The organism is Streptomyces sp. NBC_00483 (genome assembly GCF_036013745.1).
In the GTDB taxonomy this organism is placed as follows: domain Bacteria; phylum Actinomycetota; class Actinomycetes; order Streptomycetales; family Streptomycetaceae; genus Streptomyces.
Window position 1 is genome coordinate 221,309 of record NZ_CP107880.1, and the last position, 14,447, is coordinate 235,755.

17 protein-coding genes are annotated in these 14,447 nt (G+C 72.1%); 7 read left to right on the forward strand and 10 right to left on the reverse strand.

Annotated elements, in window-relative coordinates; all coding sequences use genetic code 11:
• Positions 1 to 17 precede the first annotated feature (17 nt).
• Entirely contained in the window at positions 18 to 554 is a 537-nt protein-coding gene (locus OHA73_RS01080; protein ID WP_267072539.1) for an SRPBCC family protein, read from the reverse strand.
• Positions 555 to 701: 147 nt separating this feature from the next.
• Here OHA73_RS01080 and OHA73_RS01085 point away from each other — a divergent pair, with 147 nt between their 5' ends.
• The gene (locus tag OHA73_RS01085) at positions 702 to 1,673 is read left to right on the forward strand and encodes a glutathione S-transferase family protein (RefSeq protein ID WP_327653822.1); all 972 of its coding nucleotides are present in this window, start codon (positions 702 to 704) and stop codon (positions 1,671 to 1,673) included.
• A 37-nt stretch (positions 1,674 to 1,710) separates the two neighbouring features.
• On the forward strand, positions 1,711 to 2,859 hold the full coding sequence (locus OHA73_RS01090) for a dihydrofolate reductase family protein (protein WP_327653823.1): 1,149 nt from the start codon (positions 1,711 to 1,713) through the stop codon (positions 2,857 to 2,859).
• Here OHA73_RS01090 and OHA73_RS01095 read toward each other — a convergent pair.
• The gene (locus OHA73_RS01095) at positions 2,773 to 3,732 is read right to left on the reverse strand and encodes a DMT family transporter (protein ID WP_327653824.1); all 960 of its coding nucleotides are present in this window, start codon (positions 3,730 to 3,732) and stop codon (positions 2,773 to 2,775) included. The genes OHA73_RS01090 and OHA73_RS01095 overlap by 87 nt on opposite strands.
• Before the next feature lie 95 nt (positions 3,733 to 3,827).
• Between OHA73_RS01095 and OHA73_RS01100 the strand changes: the two genes are divergently transcribed.
• From OHA73_RS01100 to OHA73_RS01110, 3 genes are read left to right on the forward strand one after another with little or no spacing between them, the layout of a single operon-like run.
• The gene (locus tag OHA73_RS01100; RefSeq protein WP_327653825.1) at positions 3,828 to 4,448 is read left to right on the forward strand and encodes a TetR/AcrR family transcriptional regulator; all 621 of its coding nucleotides are present in this window, start codon (positions 3,828 to 3,830) and stop codon (positions 4,446 to 4,448) included.
• Positions 4,445 to 4,882: a protein-tyrosine phosphatase family protein gene (locus tag OHA73_RS01105; RefSeq protein ID WP_267072534.1), complete on the forward strand. Its 438-nt coding sequence runs from the start codon at positions 4,445 to 4,447 to the stop codon at positions 4,880 to 4,882. The genes OHA73_RS01100 and OHA73_RS01105 overlap by 4 nt, the downstream gene beginning before the upstream one ends.
• 56 nt (positions 4,883 to 4,938) lie before the next feature.
• Positions 4,939 to 5,607, forward strand: a complete 669-nt coding sequence (locus tag OHA73_RS01110; RefSeq protein WP_327653826.1) for a DUF4230 domain-containing protein — start codon at positions 4,939 to 4,941, stop codon at positions 5,605 to 5,607.
• A 41-nt stretch (positions 5,608 to 5,648) separates the two neighbouring features.
• On the opposite strand, the gene OHA73_RS01115 is transcribed toward OHA73_RS01110, so the two are convergent.
• The 4 genes from OHA73_RS01115 to OHA73_RS01130 form a co-directional block, all read right to left on the reverse strand.
• The gene (locus OHA73_RS01115; RefSeq protein ID WP_327653827.1) at positions 5,649 to 6,389 is read right to left on the reverse strand and encodes an alpha/beta hydrolase; all 741 of its coding nucleotides are present in this window, start codon (positions 6,387 to 6,389) and stop codon (positions 5,649 to 5,651) included.
• A gap of 139 nt (positions 6,390 to 6,528) precedes the next feature.
• A complete protein-coding gene (locus tag OHA73_RS01120) occupies positions 6,529 to 7,404 on the reverse strand; it encodes a PhzF family phenazine biosynthesis protein (RefSeq protein ID WP_266718258.1) in 876 nt (291 codons plus the stop codon).
• A gap of 85 nt (positions 7,405 to 7,489) precedes the next feature.
• Positions 7,490 to 7,861 carry a hypothetical protein gene (locus OHA73_RS01125; RefSeq protein WP_327653828.1) on the reverse strand — a complete coding sequence of 124 codons (372 nt, stop codon included), beginning with the start codon at positions 7,859 to 7,861 and terminating at the stop codon, positions 7,490 to 7,492.
• A 74-nt stretch (positions 7,862 to 7,935) separates the two neighbouring features.
• On the reverse strand, positions 7,936 to 8,739 hold the full coding sequence (locus OHA73_RS01130; RefSeq protein ID WP_327653829.1) for a putative protein N(5)-glutamine methyltransferase: 804 nt from the start codon (positions 8,737 to 8,739) through the stop codon (positions 7,936 to 7,938).
• 273 nt (positions 8,740 to 9,012) lie between these two features.
• On the opposite strand from OHA73_RS01130, the gene OHA73_RS01135 reads away from it, so the two are divergent.
• Entirely contained in the window at positions 9,013 to 9,738 is a 726-nt protein-coding gene (locus tag OHA73_RS01135; protein WP_327653830.1) for a 2OG-Fe(II) oxygenase, read from the forward strand.
• A gap of 39 nt (positions 9,739 to 9,777) precedes the next feature.
• Here the strand turns inward: OHA73_RS01135 and OHA73_RS01140 are convergent, their stop codons facing one another.
• The 4 genes from OHA73_RS01140 to OHA73_RS01155 all read right to left on the reverse strand — a co-directional run bounded on the left by OHA73_RS01140 (position 9,778) and on the right by OHA73_RS01155 (position 12,796).
• Positions 9,778 to 10,155, reverse strand: coding sequence for a nuclear transport factor 2 family protein (locus tag OHA73_RS01140; protein WP_266718250.1), 378 nt, complete (start codon positions 10,153 to 10,155; stop codon positions 9,778 to 9,780).
• A 25-nt stretch (positions 10,156 to 10,180) separates the two neighbouring features.
• Positions 10,181 to 11,578 carry an MFS transporter gene (locus OHA73_RS01145; protein WP_267073038.1) on the reverse strand — a complete coding sequence of 466 codons (1,398 nt, stop codon included), beginning with the start codon at positions 11,576 to 11,578 and terminating at the stop codon, positions 10,181 to 10,183.
• A gap of 8 nt (positions 11,579 to 11,586) precedes the next feature.
• The gene (locus OHA73_RS01150; protein ID WP_267072528.1) at positions 11,587 to 12,042 is read right to left on the reverse strand and encodes a MarR family winged helix-turn-helix transcriptional regulator; all 456 of its coding nucleotides are present in this window, start codon (positions 12,040 to 12,042) and stop codon (positions 11,587 to 11,589) included.
• A 127-nt stretch (positions 12,043 to 12,169) separates the two neighbouring features.
• Entirely contained in the window at positions 12,170 to 12,796 is a 627-nt protein-coding gene (locus tag OHA73_RS01155; protein WP_327653831.1) for a TetR/AcrR family transcriptional regulator, read from the reverse strand.
• 142 nt (positions 12,797 to 12,938) lie between these two features.
• Here OHA73_RS01155 and OHA73_RS01160 point away from each other — a divergent pair, with 142 nt between their 5' ends.
• A complete protein-coding gene (locus tag OHA73_RS01160; protein WP_327653832.1) occupies positions 12,939 to 14,393 on the forward strand; it encodes a cytochrome P450 in 1,455 nt (484 codons plus the stop codon).
• Positions 14,394 to 14,447 lie beyond the last annotated feature (54 nt).

Below are 14,447 nucleotides of genomic sequence, written 5' to 3' on the forward strand. Positions count from 1 at the left end.
CACGCGGTGCGGGCGCCTCAGGACTCCTCGTCCAGGCCGGGCACGGGCGCGCCGGAGGGGAAGCCGGCCGCGGTGTAGGCGTCGTACAGCTCCTTCCACGGCGGCGTCGCTCCCGTGTGCCCCTCGGACAGGGGCTCGCCGCGGTCGGCCGCGTCGAGGGCGAGCAGGCAGATCTCCCAGCCCGCCGCGTTGCGCGCCGCGGTGTCCGCGGTCACCAGCACGTTGGTGAGCGTCAGGTGTGTGCCGCCGTCGCCGCGCTCCTCCAGGTCGTACTGCAGCTCGTCGCCTCCCCACATGAAGGAGAAGTGGCGTGGGGGCTCGGCGGCGACGACCGTGCCCTCGGACTCCGGCATGTTCGGGTCGCCGAAGAAGCGGATCGTCGCGCCGGGGCTCAGCTCCCCGGCCTCGAACTTGGACGGGAACCAGTGCGCGAGGTCGACCGGGTCGGTGACATAGCGCCAGACGCGGTCGATCGGCTTCTCGTACGTGCGGGTGAACCGGACGCCGGGACGGCCGTCGTCCAGAGTGAGGTAGCTACCGGTCGTGGTCGTCATGCCTGCGCCTTCCTTGCCATCACGGTCACTGCTCACTTCGAGCCTCTCACCGGCCACCGACAGCCGCCTCCGCCACGGTGGTGCGCGTGCCGTTCCTCGGGCAGGCTCGGGGCGCACCATCGTGCCCGACCCCGGAGGGAGACCCACGTGCCCGGCAACGCCTCGTACGGCAAGAAGGCCTTCAAACGGTCCCGCAGTCATTTCACCGACCGGATCACCGCCGACGGCCAAGGCGGCTGGCCGGTGGAAGCGGGCCGCTATCGGCTCGTCGTGAGCAAGGCCTGTCCCTGGGCGAGCCGCGCCCTGGTGGTGCGCCGACTCCTCGGCCTGGAGGACGCGCTGTCGCTCGCGGTCACCGATCCGATCCAGGACGACCGCAGTTGGCGCTTCACGCTCGACCCGGACGACCGCGACCCGGTGCTCGGCATCCGCTTCCTCAGCGAGGCCTACGACGCACGGGAGACCGGGTATCCGGGCGGCGTCAGCGTGCCCGCGATCGTCGACGTACCGTCCGGAAAGCTCGTCACCAACGACTACCAGCAGCTGACGCTCGACCTGGAGACCGAGTGGACGGCGCTGCACCGGGACGGCGCGCCCGACCTGTATCCGGAGCCGCTGCGCGACGAGATCGACGAGGTGATGGAGGGCATCTACCGGGACGTCAACAACGGCGTGTACCGGGCCGGATTCGCCGGCGAGCAGGACGCGTACGAGAAGGCGTACGGGGACGTGTTCGCGCGGCTCGACACGGTGTCGCGGCGGCTCGCCGGGCAGCGGTATCTCGTCGGCGACACCATCACGGAGGCGGATGTCCGGCTGTTCACGACGCTGGTCCGCTTCGACGCCGTCTACCACGGCCACTTCAAGTGCAACCGCAACAAACTGGCCGAGGACCCGGTCCTGTGGGCGTACGCGCGGGACCTGTTCCAGACGCCCGGCTTCGGGGACACCGTCGACTTCGACCACATCAAGCGGCACTACTACCAGGTGCACACCGGCATCAACCCCACGCGGATCGTGCCGCTCGGCCCCGACCCGTCCGGCTGGCTCGCCCCGCACGGCCGCGAGAAGCTGGGCGGGCGCCCCTTCGGGGACGGCACGCCGCCGGCGCCTCGATAGGGTCGGGGCGTACGTTCCGCCCGGTCACGGAGTCGCCATGTCCCGCCCCCACGTATTGCTGTCCGCCGCGGTGTCGCTCGACGGATGCCTCGACGACACCGGTCCCGAGCGACTCCTGCTCTCCGGCGCGGAGGACTTCGAGCGGGTGGACGCGGTGCGGGCGGCGAGCGATGCGATCCTCGTCGGGGCGGGGACGCTGCGCGCGGACCGGCCCCGGCTGCTGGTCAATTCGCCGCAGCGGCGCGCGAAACGGGTCGACGACGGGCGACCCGCCTACCCGTTGAAGGTGGCGGTCACCGCCTCGGGGGACCTGGATCCGGGCGACCCCTTCTGGACGACGGGCGGGGAACGGCTCGTCTACACGACCGAGTCGGGCGTCACGCGCGCCCGCACGCGCGTGGGCGGGGCGGCGGACGTGGTGGCGCTCGGCCGGCACCTCGACTGGGCGGCGCTCCTCGACGACCTCGCCGCGCGCGGCGTGCGGCGGTTGCTCGTCGAGGGCGGCGCGCACGTGCACACGCAGCTGTTGCAGCTGGGGCTCGCGGACGAACTGCGGCTCGCCGTCGCCCCGTTGGTGGTCGGCGAGCCGGGCGCGCCGCGCCTGTTCGGGCCCGGTTCCTACCCCGGCGGGCCGCGCAGCCGGATGCGGGTGCTTGCCACGGAGCGGGTCGGGGACGTGATCGTCACCCGGTACGCGCCGACCGTTCCGGGCCCCGGGGCGGCGGCCACCGCGGCGGACCGGCACTGGCTGCGGCTGGCCTGCGAACTGGCCGCCGAGTGCCCGCCGTCGCGGACCGCGTTCAGCGTCGGCGCCGTGGTCGTCGCCGACGACGGAACGGAGCTGGCGCGCGGTTACTCGCGCGAGGGCGAGGACCCCGTGGTGCACGCCGAGGAGTCCGCGCTCGGCAAGCTCGCCGCCGACGACCCGCGCCTCGCCACGGCCACCGTCTACAGCAGCCTGGAGCCGTGCGCCCACCGCGCCTCGCGGCCGAAGCCGTGCGCCCGGCTCATCGTCGACGCGGGGGTGCGCCGCGTGGTGACGGCGTGGCGGGAGCCGGACACGTTCGTGCCCGGCGCCGACGGGATCGGGGTGCTCGCCTCAGCGGGCGTCACCGTGGTGGAGGTCCCGGAGCTGGCCGACGCGGCAGTGCTCCCCAACCGCCACCTTGTCGCGGCCGCTCCGTAGCGGGTACGCGCGCGTGCCGAGCCGCACGACCACGACGGCCGCGAGGCCGAGGACGAGCCCCAGCGCGGTGCGTATCCCGAAGGGCTCGCCGAACATCAGCGCTCCCCACACGGCGGTGACGGGCGCCATCAGGAACATCAACGTGTTGACCTGGGTGAGGCCACCCCGCCGCAGCACGATCCAGTAGAGCCCGTAGCCGCCGAACGTCGACAGGCCGACGAGCCAGGCGATCGACAGCCAGAAGGACGGCGCGGCGGGCGGCGCGGCCTTGCCGAGCGCGACGGCGAGGCCGCTGAAGACGACGGCGCTGGTGGCGCAGTGCACGGTCAGCGCGACCATCGGCTCGACCCGGGTACGCGAGCGGCTCTCCACGAAGGTGGCCGCGACCAGCGACAGCATCCCGAGGAACGGGACGCCGTACGCCCACCACGGGACGCCCGCGACGGCGCCCGCGTCGGCCGTGGTGACGACGACGACCCCGACAAGACCCAGGCACAGGCCGAGCCACTGCCGTCCGGTGACGTACTGCCGCAGCAGCGGTCCTGCGAGGGCGCCCGCGACCAGGGGCTGCGTGCCGTCGATGAGGGCGGTCGTGCCGCTGGAGACGCCGAGCTGGATGGCGTAGTAGACGGTCAGCAGGTAGCCGCTCTGCGACAGGGCGCCGATGACGACCTGCCGTCCGATGGTGCGCCTGCCGAGCCCGCACCATCGCTTCCTGCCGGCCGCCGCCGCGACGGCGCCCAGGACCAGCGCCAGCGGCAGGAACCGCCACATCAGCGTGGTCACGGCGCTCGCGTCGCCGGCGCCGAGCTTGGCTCCGATGAAGCCGGAGCTCCAGGTCAGGACGAATCCGATGGACAAAAGAACGTTCATGGCGCGGCCACCGCCTCGCGTGATCGGGTTCAAGTGCAGAGGTATACAGATCTGTCTACCTGGCTCCACTATACAGATCGGTATACCCTGGAGGCATGCGTACGACGACGAACCCCGCCCCGCCGGCCGTCGACCCGGACCGGTCCGACCTCACACCGGCCGCTCGCAAGGTCCTGGAGACCGCCTCGCGGCTGTTCTACGAGCGCGGCATCCACGCGGTCGGCGTGGATCTGATCGCGGCGGAGTCGGGCGTCACGAAGAAGACGCTCTACGACCGCTTCGGCTCCAAGGAGCAGATCGTCGTCGACTACCTGGCGACCCGCGACGCCCGCTGGCGCACCTACCTCGCCGGTCACCACGAGGACGCCGAACTCTCCCCCACCGACCGGGTGCTGGCTGTCTTCGACGCCTCCCAGGAGTGGATGCGCGCCAACAGCGGCAAGGGCTGCAGCATGGTCAACGCGCACGCGGAGATCAGCGACCCCGCGCACCCCGCGTACGCGGTGATCACCGGTCAGAAGCGGTGGATGCTGGAGCTGTTCACCCGGCTCGCGGGCGACGTGGCGCCGGACTCCGCAAGGGAGTTGGGGCGTTCACTGATGCTGTTGCACGAGGGTGCGCTGGTCTCGGACGGACTGGATGTGTTCCCGGACGCCTTCGGCCGGGCGCGCAGGATGGCGGCGTTCCTGCTGTCGGCGGCGAAGGACGCGCGGTGACGGCGGTGACGTGGGAGGCCGGGGCGCCGGGCGTGCTGCGGCTGCCTTCGGGGCGGCTCGTGCGCGGCAGGGGCCTGCGCGATCCGCTGCCCGCCGGTCCCCCTCCGACGTACGGCATCTACCTCCTGGGCGCCGAACCCCCGCCCACGGACTGGGAGTCGACGTGGCTGCGCTGGCCCGACTTCCGGCTGCCCGCCGACCGTGCACGCGCGCGTGCCGTGCTCGCCGAGGCGTGGCGGCGCTGCGCGGACGAGCGGATGGAAGTGGCGTGTGCGGGCGGGCGCGGCCGTACGGGGACGGCGCTCGCGTGTCTAGCGGTGCTGGACGGAGTACCGGCCGGCGGGGCCGTCACCTACGTACGCGAGCACTACGCGCGTGGGGCGGTCGAGACGCCGTGGCAGAAGCGGTACGTACGGCGGTTCGCAGCTTCCTGAAAAAGGCATGATCAGCGCTTCCCGTGGCATTTGGTAGTCATGGGAAGGAGGTCCCCATGACGCCGAGGACCGCACTGCCCCGTTGGGCGAGGGTCGCGCGAATCCCCCTGTGGACGAAGGCGGCGCTCGCGCTGTTCGTCGTGCTCGCGGTCGTGTTCACCGGACTTGGCCTGGTGCACCGCCTTGACGACATGTTCGGCTCCGAGACGCACGACCGCTCGGGGCCCGCGCTGCTCAAGTCCGTGCGGGACATGAGCCGTTACGAGGCCGCGGCCGGGAACTACCAGGTGGTGGTGGACCTGGAGAAGGACTCCAAGTATCTGCCGGACGCCATCCAGGGCACGCGCACGCTGTACATCGGCGCGGGCACCGTCAACTCGTATGTGGACCTGGGCAAGCTCGGACCGGGCGATGTGCGGGTGAACGACAAGCGCACGTCCGCGACGCTGCGCCTGCCGCACGCCCGGCTCGCCGCTCCCACTCTCGACACGGACCGCTCGTACGCCGTGGCGAAGCAGCGCGGCCTGCTCGACCGGCTCGGCGACGTCTTCTCCGACAACCCGGGCGACGAGCAGGCGGTACGCAAACTCGCCGCCCGGCACATCGGCGAGGCCGCGCGGGACAGCAAGCTCACGGGCCGCGCCGAGCGGAACACGACCGAGATGCTCAGCGGCCTGTTGCGGTCCCTGGGGTTCCACGACGTGAAGGTCACCTATGGGACGTGACGAGCCCGGTGGCGTCTAGGGCCTGCCGTTTGGATCAGGCCCTAGCGCAGGTGCCGGGCGAAGAACCCGGCCGCGTGCTCCCCTGCGGACTGCGGGACGCCCGTGTGTCCGCCCATGTTGGCGAGCAGCGTCTTCTCCTTGGAGCCGAAGGCGTCGAACAGGTCCAGGGCGGCCTGCCGGTCGTTCCCCTCGTCGTCCCACTGCAGCAGGACATGCAGCGGAATGGTGACCCGGCGGGCCTCCTCGAACATGGTGCGGGGCACGAAGCTGCCGGCGAAGAGGCCTGCGGCCACGGTGCGCGGCTCGACCACCGCCAGCCGGACGCCGATGGAGATCACGCCTCCCGAGTACCCGACCGGACCGCCGATCTCGGGCAGGGCCAGCAGGGCGTCGAGGGCGGACCGCCATTCCGGGACCGACTGCTCGACGAGCGGGAGGATCACGGCGTCGATGATCTCGTCGCCGACCGGCTCGCCGGCCCCCAAGGCCCGGCGGAGGTCGCCGCGTGCCTCATCGACGGCGGCCAGGCGGGGCCGGTCACCGCTCCCGGGGAGCTCGATGGTGGCCGCGGCGAAGCCCTCCGCCGCGGAGCGCCGGGCCCGGCCGGCAAGGCGCGGGTACATCTTCCGCAGCCCGAGCGGCGGGTGGCCGAGCAGGATGAGCGGGACAGGTGCGGATGCCGAAGCGGATGCGGGCGTCCACAGGATGCCGGGGATGTCGCCGAGGGTGAACGCGCGCTCGACGACACCGCCGTCGAGGCGTTGTTCAGAGGTGAAATGCATGGTCGTGCCTTTCGGGAGAGCTCAGAGACGGCGCTCCCGGACGACGACCTATCGCCCGACCGTGACCCCGGAGGAGAGCACCCATGTCGATTCGTTCACGGGTACCACCTCCTCGTTCTCTCGCACGGCCTCCGAAAGGCTAGCACTGGACCCGGACAGCCGCGCCGGTCACCCGTACCCGCTGGTCCCCCGCATTCAGGTCGATCTCCAGCAGCGACGGGCGGCCCATGTCGTGGCCCTGGTGCAGCGTCAGGTGCGCGTCGTCGGGCACGAGGCCCAGTTCGCGGGCGTACGCGCCGAAGGCGGCGGCCGCCGCTCCCGTGGCGGCGTCCTCCACGACTCCGCCGACCGGGAACGGGTCGCGTACGTGGAAGGTGGTCGCGTTCTCGCGCCACACCAGTTGCACGGTCGTCAGGTCGAGCCGGCGCATGAGGGTCAACAGGGCGTCGAAGTCGTAGTCCAGATCGGCCAGCCGGTCGCGGGTGGCGGCCGCGAGGACCAGGTGGCGCACGCCCGCGTAGGCGATCCTCGGGGGCAGAGCGGAGTCCAGTTCGCCGGCCTGCCAGCCCAGGGCGGCGAGCGCCTCCTGCACGTCCTCCTGGGCCACTTCGTGCACGCGGGGTTCCACGCTGGTGAGCGTGGCCTTGAGGACGCCGTTCTCGCGGCGGACGGCGACCGGTACGCGTCCCGCAGCGGTGTGGAAGTCGAAGTCCCCCGTGCCGTAGTGCTCGCCGAGTGCGACGGCGGCGGCGACGGTGGCGTGGCCGCAGAAGTCGACCTCCGCCTTGGGGCTGAAGTACCGAAGCGTGAAGGACCGCTTGTCCTGCGGGTCGGGTCCCGGGGTGAGGAACGCGGACTCGGAGTAGCCGAGTTCGGCGGCGATCCCGACCATCTCCTGGTCGCCGAGCGCGGCGGCGTCGAGTACGACACCGGCGCCGTTGCCGCCCTCCGGGCTCGTCGAGAACGCGGTGTAGTGCAGCACGTCGGAGGCCGGGGTCGGCGCGGTGTTCGTCATGGAGGCAGAGCCTTTCACACGGGCGGTGCTGTCCTGGGCACGGTCTCCATGACGAACACCCGCCGCACCGAGCGGAATTCCCCGGTCAGTGCCGCGTCGTCAGGCGCAGATGAAGCTCCTCCTCCTGGTCGCCGGAGGCGGCGGTCGCCTCAGTGACGGTGAACGCGGTCGCCAGTGCCCCGCGCACGCGGTCCAGGGCCTCGTGGCCGCCCTGGAGGTCCGCGGTGACCGTCCCTGTGAGGGGCTCCGCTTCGCAGTGCGCCGGCTGGGACGAGGTGTCCACCGTGGTGAGCCAGACCGTCGCGTCGCCGTCGGGGCGCTCGCTCGGTGTGCGGTCCGAGCGGAAGGCCGTGGACAGCATGCGCAGGGCCGCCTCGGCGTCCTGTGGTGTGCAGTCGCTGAGTGCCACGCCCACCACTGTGGGTGCGTAGCCGTGGACGGGAGTCGTGTCGGTCATGGTGGCTGCTCCCTCTGCGTCGCCGGTGTGCGGATCTTCCGGGTACCGGCGACGCGCCGGGTCAAACCCCGAGGTCAGGAGATGCGTGTGCCGACGACGATCGTGGCGTACAGGTCCTCGTCCGACACCACGCGCGCGTGCAGGCCCGCCGAGTGCACGGCCGCCTGTGCCGCGGCGGCCTGGCGCTCGCTCGTCTCGACGAAGAGGTGTCCGCCGGGCGCGAGCCACTCCGGGGCCTCACCGGCGACCCTGCGCAGTACGTCGAGGCCGTCGTGCCCGCCGTCGAGGGCGATGCGCCGCTCGTGGTCGCGGGCCTCGGGCGGCAGCAGGGGGACGTCGCCCGTGGGGACGTAGGGCCCGTTCGCCACCAGGGTGTCGACGTGGCCCTTGAGGTCGGCGGGCAGCGGCGCGTACAGGTCGCCTTCGTGGACCTCGCCGCCGAGCGGGGCGAGGTTGCGGCGGGCGCAGAGCACGGCCGCGGGGTCCAGGTCGGCCGCGTGCAGCCGGGCCGGGCGGTGGGCGGCCAGGACGGCGGCCACGGCGCCGGTGCCGCAGCACAGGTCGACGACGACGGCGCCGGGCGGCGTGTGGTCGAGGGCCTGTCTGGCCAGGAACTCGGTGCGGCGGCGCGGCACGAAGACGTTGGGGTCGACGGTGACCCGCAGCCCGCAGAACTCGGCCCAGCCGACGACGTGTTCCAGGGGCAGCCCGCTCGCGCGGCGCTCGACCATGGCGGCCAGTTCGGCGGCGTCGCGGGCGGTGGACAGCAGGATGCGCGCCTCGTCCTCGGCGAAGACACAGCCGGCGGCGCGCAGGGACTCGACCACTGACGTGGAATCGAGCGGAAGGGGGGAGCCGGGCGACGGGGAAAGCGTCATAAGGGGTGGCCTCTCGGGATGCCGAGGGGGCTCCCGGTCACCGGACGGCCGCGGCCTCGCTCAGCGCGAGCGGGCGGGGCGTACGGCGCGAGAAGGGAGCTCCCGACCTGACACAACGGTGATCGGACTCACCTCCTCGTTCCCTCGCGGTGCTGCACGGAGCGCACACAGTACCCCACCGAACACCGCGTCCGATTGCCGCCAGCACACCGCGCCGGGGCCGACGAGGCTGGAGTCCTCGCCGATACCGCCCACGTACGGAGATGCACAGCGATGACCTGCACAACCACCGCCCCGCACGCCCGCGTGGAGGCCCTCGACTGGGCCGCCCTGAGTGCGGAGCTCGACGCTTTCGGCCATGCCCTCACCCCTCGACCGGTACTCACCGCCGACGAGTGCCGGTCCGTCGCCGCGCTCTACGACGACGTGCACCGGTTCCGGTCGACGATCGACATGGAGCGCTACCGGTTCGGCCGCGGCCAGTACCGCTACTTCGATCATCCGCTGCCCGACCTCGTACGGGAGCTGCGCGCGGCGTTCTATCCGCGGCTGCTGCCCGTCGCCCAGGAGTGGGCACGGCGCCTGAGCAGGGCCGCGCCGTGGCCCGACACCCTCGACGGCTGGCTCGACCGGTGCCATGCGGCGGGCCAGAAGCGGCCGACACCGATCCTGCTGCGCTACGGGCCCGGCGACTGGAACGCGCTGCACCGCGACATCTACGGAGAGTTGGTGTTCCCGCTGCAGGTCGTGATCGGTCTGGACGAGCCGGGCGGCGACTTCACCGGCGGCGAGTTCCTGATGACCGAGCAGCGGGCGCGCGCCCAGTCCCGCGGATACTCGACGACGCTGCTCCAGGGGCATGCCCTGGTGTTCACGACGCGTGACCGGCCGGTGCGCTCGGTGCGCGGCTGGTCGAACGGCCCGATGCGGCACGGCGTGAGCACGGTCCGCTCGGGCCGGCGCCACACACTGGGGCTCGTCTTCCACGACGCGGAATGAGCGGTGGCCCGGTGGACCGTGCGGTCGCCGCGGAGAAGCTCAGCGGGCCCCGGCCGGGTTGACGTCCTCGCCGAGGTACGTGCCGTACCCGTCGGTGACGAGCGGGCCGTCGAAGATGAGCACCTCGTTGACCAGACCGCCCTTCTGGTTGCGGTAGTTGATGACCAGGCTGTTCACACCGACGTAGCTGCCCACCACCTCGAACCGCAGGTCGGGGATGCGCCGCAGCCCCTCCGTCCAGTAGGCGCGCAGTGCGTCCTTGCCACGCATGACGCCGTCACCGCCGAGCAGTTGCGCGGCCACCGGCGAGCGGAACGTCACGTCGTCCGCGAAGTGGGCCAGCAGTGCGTCCAGGTCGTGCGCGTTCCACGCCGTCACCCAGGAGTCGACGAACGTCCGCGCGGTCACATGATCCATGAGCGCATTATGGCAAGCCCGTGCCTCAACTCCTGCGCAGCGCCCGGTCCGTGACCGTCAGGACCACCAGGAGGACACCGAGGACGACGGAGACGCCGGCCATCAGGTGCAGCCCACTGTCACTGGCGCGCTGCCCGTACGCGAGGGCGATCAGGCTCGACGCGGTGATGGCGCCGATGTACTGGGCGGTGCGCTGGAGCCCCGCGGCGGAGCCGATGTCGGCAGCAGGGGCGTACTCCTGGACGGCTGCCTGGTTGCAGGTGCCGACGAACCCCTGCGGGATGCCGAAGCACGCGCCCGCGAGCAGCAACAGCGCCAGCGGCGTGTCTCCGTCGAGGAAGACGAGCAGCCCCGCGCCCGCGGTGAGCAGCACGCACGCGGTGATGAGCGGGCCGCGGATGCCCTTGGTGCGGGCGCCGAGCAGCGAGCAGACCAGCGCCGTGAGCGACATCGGCAGCATCAGAAGCCCGGTGTGCCCGGAGGAGAAGCCGCGGCCCTCCTCCAGCCACTGGGTGAAGCCGTACATCACGCAGTAGATGAGCAGATAGCTCAGCCCGTGACGGAGGTAGGTGCGGGCCAGCGGGCCGTTCCCGGCGAGCATGCGCACGTCGATGAACGGCGTCCTGCTGCGCAGCTGCCACCACACCAGCACGCCGACGAGCGCGACGAAGGGCGCGAGCAGCCACCACATGGGGTCGGACAGGTCGAGCAGGAAGAAGACGAGGACCGTCAGGGCCGTGGTGAACAGGCCGATGCCGAGGGGGTCGAGGGCGGTGCGCGGTGCCGGTTCCCCGTCCGTGGAGCGCGGCGGGTCGCGCGGGATCCACAGCAGGGCGGAGGCGAACGCGATCGCCGCCACCGGCACGTTGACCGCGAAGATGCCGCGCCAGCCGACGACCATGACGAGCAGTCCGCCCAGCGTCGGGCCGACCGCCGCGCTGCCGAGCGACGCGAAGGAGAGGCGGGCCATGACGGGGCGCGGCGGTCGGCGGCCCACCCGGCGGCCCTCGTCGCGCAGCACGGCCATCGCGGCCGGGTAGGCGGCGGAGGTGCCGATGCCGAGGAGCAGCCGGGAGACGATGAGCCAGCCGAAGGCGGGGGCGAGGGCGCCGACGATCCCGGAGACGCACACGACGACGAGTCCCGCGAGGAACACCCGGCGCGGGCCGAGGGTGTCGGCGAGCTTGCCGAGCACGGGCTGGGCGACGGCGCTCGCCAGGTAGAGGACGGAGATCAGCCAGGCCGTGTCGGCGGCGCCGATCCCGAAGTCGTGTCCGATGGCCACCAGCGCGGTGGAGATCATCGTGGTGTTGAGCGGGTTGAGCACCGAGCCGAGGAGCAGGGGCGCGGTCAGCCGGGCCCTGAACCCCTCCTGCTGTGCGGGAGCCTCGCCCTCGCCGGTGACGACGGCTTGGTCTCCCACGCCTTGTGTCACTTGCGCACCAGCCGTTCGAGGAGCGCGGTGGCCTCGGAGAGAGTGCGCCGCTCGGCGGCGTCGAGTTCCTCGGTGAGCGCCTGCGTGAGCCAGCCGTGCTTGGCGGCCCGGACGGCGTCCAGGGTGGCGCGGCCGCTGTCGGTGATGGACACGACGGACTGCCGCCCGTCGTTCGGGTCAGGTTCACGGGCCACGAAGCCCTGTTCCTCGAGGGCCCCGAGCGTGAGCCGCATGGACTGCGGCCGTACGTACTCGCCGCGGGCGAGCGCCGCGGTCGTGCCGGGGCCCTCGGACTCCAGGCGGGCGAGGACGGTGCGCTGGGTGGGCGTGAGCAGGCTGTCCGGCGACGCGGTGCGCAGCCGACGCGAGAGCCGGCCGACGACGGTGGCGAGGTCGGCGGCGACCTGCTGGGTGGGCGGCTCGTCCCCTGCTGCTGACTGCGTTCCTGACATGCCGCCACCGTACGAGGTAGACAGGAAGCCTTGCAAGTTACCCTTATGAATCTCTGGGTTACGGGCTGCGGGTTACGGGTCCCGGGTTTTACGGGTTACGGATTACGCACCCGCGAGCCCTGAACCGTCACAGGCCGATCGCCCCCACCAGCGCCCGTGCGCACAGGTCCCGCACCTGCTCCCGCGTGAGTTCCGGGGCGTCCAGCCAGTCGAGGCAGACGGCGACGAGGAACGCGAGCCAGCCGCGTACGGCGAGCCGCAGCACGTCCGGCGCGGGGAGCCGGTCTGCGATGTGCGGGTCCGCCGCGAGGGCGGCCATGATCTGCTCCTCGTGCGCGGCGAGCCCCTCCTGGTACGCCGCGCGCACACCCGGGTCGCCCGCCGCCTCCGCGCGATGGAAGGCGCGGAAGCCGTGCGCGTGCGTGGTGACGTACTCGAGGAAGGTGTCGAGGCCGGAGCCGAGCTGGTCGTGGACGGGGATGCCGGGTTCGGCGGCCGTCAGCCGCAGCATCCGCTGGCTCTCGCGCTGCACGACGGCGGCGAAGAAGTCCCGCTTGTTCGGGAAGTAGTGGTACAGCAGCCCGCGCGAGACGCCGGCGATCTCCGCGACCTCCTCGATCCATACGTCGCCGTAGGGGGCCTGCGCGAACAGCCTGGCGCCCACGGCGAGCAGTTGCTCGCGGCGCTCCTGCGTGCTGAGTCTGCGCCGGGTGCGCTCCCCCGGTGCCGACACTCCCGCTCGCTCCCTGGTCATGGGGCGCACCCTACTGGACACCCCGCTCCTTACTTGACGTGAGTTCAATAACAGGATCAGACTGTGGCCCGTTATTGAATCCACGTCTAACAGTGTGGTCCGGGTGTCCCAACAGGGCATCGGTGCAAGGGAGATGGACACGATGACGACGACGCCGCAGGTGACACAGGCCCCGGGAACCCCACTGCCGCGAGGTTTTCGCAGTGCCGAGCAGGGGTGGCCGCGCCTGGACCGCATCCCGCGTCCGTCCCGCCGGGTCCCGTTCCTCGGCGATGTGGTCGGCGCGAACGTCCGCTCCCCGCTGCAGGATTCGATGAAGCTCGCCGCCGAACTCGGGCCGATCTTCCGGCGCAAGGGGTTCGGCAAGGAGATCGTGTTCGTCGCGGGCGCGGACCTCGCGGCGGAGCTGGCCGACGAGTCGCGGTTCGCCAAGCACGTCGGGCTCGGCGTCGCGAATCTGCGCCCGGTGGCGGGCGACGGCCTGTTCACCGCGTACAACCACGAGCCCAACTGGCAGCTGGCGCACGACATTCTGGCGCCGGGCTTCAGCCGTGACGCGATGGCGGGCTACCACCCGCTGATGCTGGACGTGGCGGGGCAGTTGATGGCCTCCTGGGACACGAGCGAGGCCGCTGGCCGGGCGGTCGACGTGCCCGCCGACATGACCAAGCTGACCCTGGAGACGATCTCCCGGACCGGGTTCGGGCACGACTTCGGGTCGTTCGAGCGCGAGCGGCCGCACCCGTTCGTCACGGCGATGGTCGGCGCCCTGACCTTCGCGCAGCGCCGCAACGTCGTGCCTCCGCTCCTGTCGTCCGTACTGCTGCGCGGCGCCGAGAAGCGCAACGCGGCGGACCGCGCGTATCTGAACCGCACGGTCGACGAGGTGGTCGCGGCGCGCCGTGCCTCCGAAGGCGGGCCCGGAGACCTCCTCGACCGGATGCTGGAGGTGAGCCACCCGGAGACCGGTGAGCGGCTCTCGCCGGAGAACATCCGCCGCCAGGTCATCACGTTCCTGGTGGCCGGGCACGAGACGACGTCGGGCGCACTGTCCTTCGCGCTGCACTACCTCGCGCAGCACCCCGAGGTGCTCGCCAAGGCGCGCGACGAGGTCGACCGTGTATGGGGCGACGCCGACGTCCCCGCGTACGAGCAGGTCGCCAAGTTGCGTTATCTGCGGCGGGTCCTCGACGAGTCGCTGCGGCTGTGGCCGACCGCGCCGGCGTTCGCCCGCGAAGCGCTCGCGGACACGACGCTCGGCGGCACGCACCCGATGCGGCGCGGCGCGTGGGCGCTGGTCCTGACGACGATGCTGCACCGCGACACGGCCGCGTGGGGCGAGGATCCCGAGGCCTTCGACCCGGAGCGGTTCACCCCGCAGGCGGTCCGTGCCCGGCCCGCCCATGTCTTCAAGCCGTTCGGCACGGGCGCCCGCGCCTGCATCGGCCGCCAGTTCGCGCTGCACGAGGCCACGCTGGTGCTCGGCCTGCTGCTGCGCCGCTACGACCTGCGGCCCGAGCCCGACTACCGGCTCGCGATCACGGAGCGGCTTACGCTGATGCCGCGTGGCCTGCGGCTGCACCTGACCCGTAGGTGATCCGACCCGTGGGTGATCTACCCGGGGCTCCGGCACCCCACATAGGGTGCGTCA

Excerpts from the sequence above, each read along its gene's own strand:
- OHA73_RS01080 (WP_267072539.1), bottom strand. The coding sequence starts at position 554 with ATGACGACCACGACCGGTAGCTACCTCACTCTGGACGACGGCCGTCCC.
- OHA73_RS01090 (WP_327653823.1), top strand. The coding sequence starts at position 1,711 with ATGTCCCGCCCCCACGTATTGCTGTCCGCCGCGGTGTCGCTCGACGGA.
- OHA73_RS01095 (WP_327653824.1), bottom strand. The coding sequence starts at position 3,732 with ATGAACGTTCTTTTGTCCATCGGATTCGTCCTGACCTGGAGCTCCGGC.
- OHA73_RS01100 (WP_327653825.1), top strand. The coding sequence starts at position 3,828 with ATGCGTACGACGACGAACCCCGCCCCGCCGGCCGTCGACCCGGACCGG.
- OHA73_RS01110 (WP_327653826.1), top strand. The coding sequence starts at position 4,939 with ATGACGCCGAGGACCGCACTGCCCCGTTGGGCGAGGGTCGCGCGAATC.
- OHA73_RS01115 (WP_327653827.1), bottom strand. The coding sequence starts at position 6,389 with ATGCATTTCACCTCTGAACAACGCCTCGACGGCGGTGTCGTCGAGCGC.
- OHA73_RS01120 (WP_266718258.1), bottom strand. The coding sequence starts at position 7,404 with ATGACGAACACCGCGCCGACCCCGGCCTCCGACGTGCTGCACTACACC.
- OHA73_RS01125 (WP_327653828.1), bottom strand. The coding sequence starts at position 7,861 with ATGACCGACACGACTCCCGTCCACGGCTACGCACCCACAGTGGTGGGC.
- OHA73_RS01130 (WP_327653829.1), bottom strand. The coding sequence starts at position 8,739 with ATGACGCTTTCCCCGTCGCCCGGCTCCCCCCTTCCGCTCGATTCCACG.
- OHA73_RS01135 (WP_327653830.1), top strand. The coding sequence starts at position 9,013 with ATGACCTGCACAACCACCGCCCCGCACGCCCGCGTGGAGGCCCTCGAC.
- OHA73_RS01140 (WP_266718250.1), bottom strand. The coding sequence starts at position 10,155 with ATGGATCATGTGACCGCGCGGACGTTCGTCGACTCCTGGGTGACGGCG.
- OHA73_RS01150 (WP_267072528.1), bottom strand. The coding sequence starts at position 12,042 with ATGTCAGGAACGCAGTCAGCAGCAGGGGACGAGCCGCCCACCCAGCAG.
- OHA73_RS01155 (WP_327653831.1), bottom strand. The coding sequence starts at position 12,796 with ATGACCAGGGAGCGAGCGGGAGTGTCGGCACCGGGGGAGCGCACCCGG.
- OHA73_RS01160 (WP_327653832.1), top strand. The coding sequence starts at position 12,939 with ATGACGACGACGCCGCAGGTGACACAGGCCCCGGGAACCCCACTGCCG.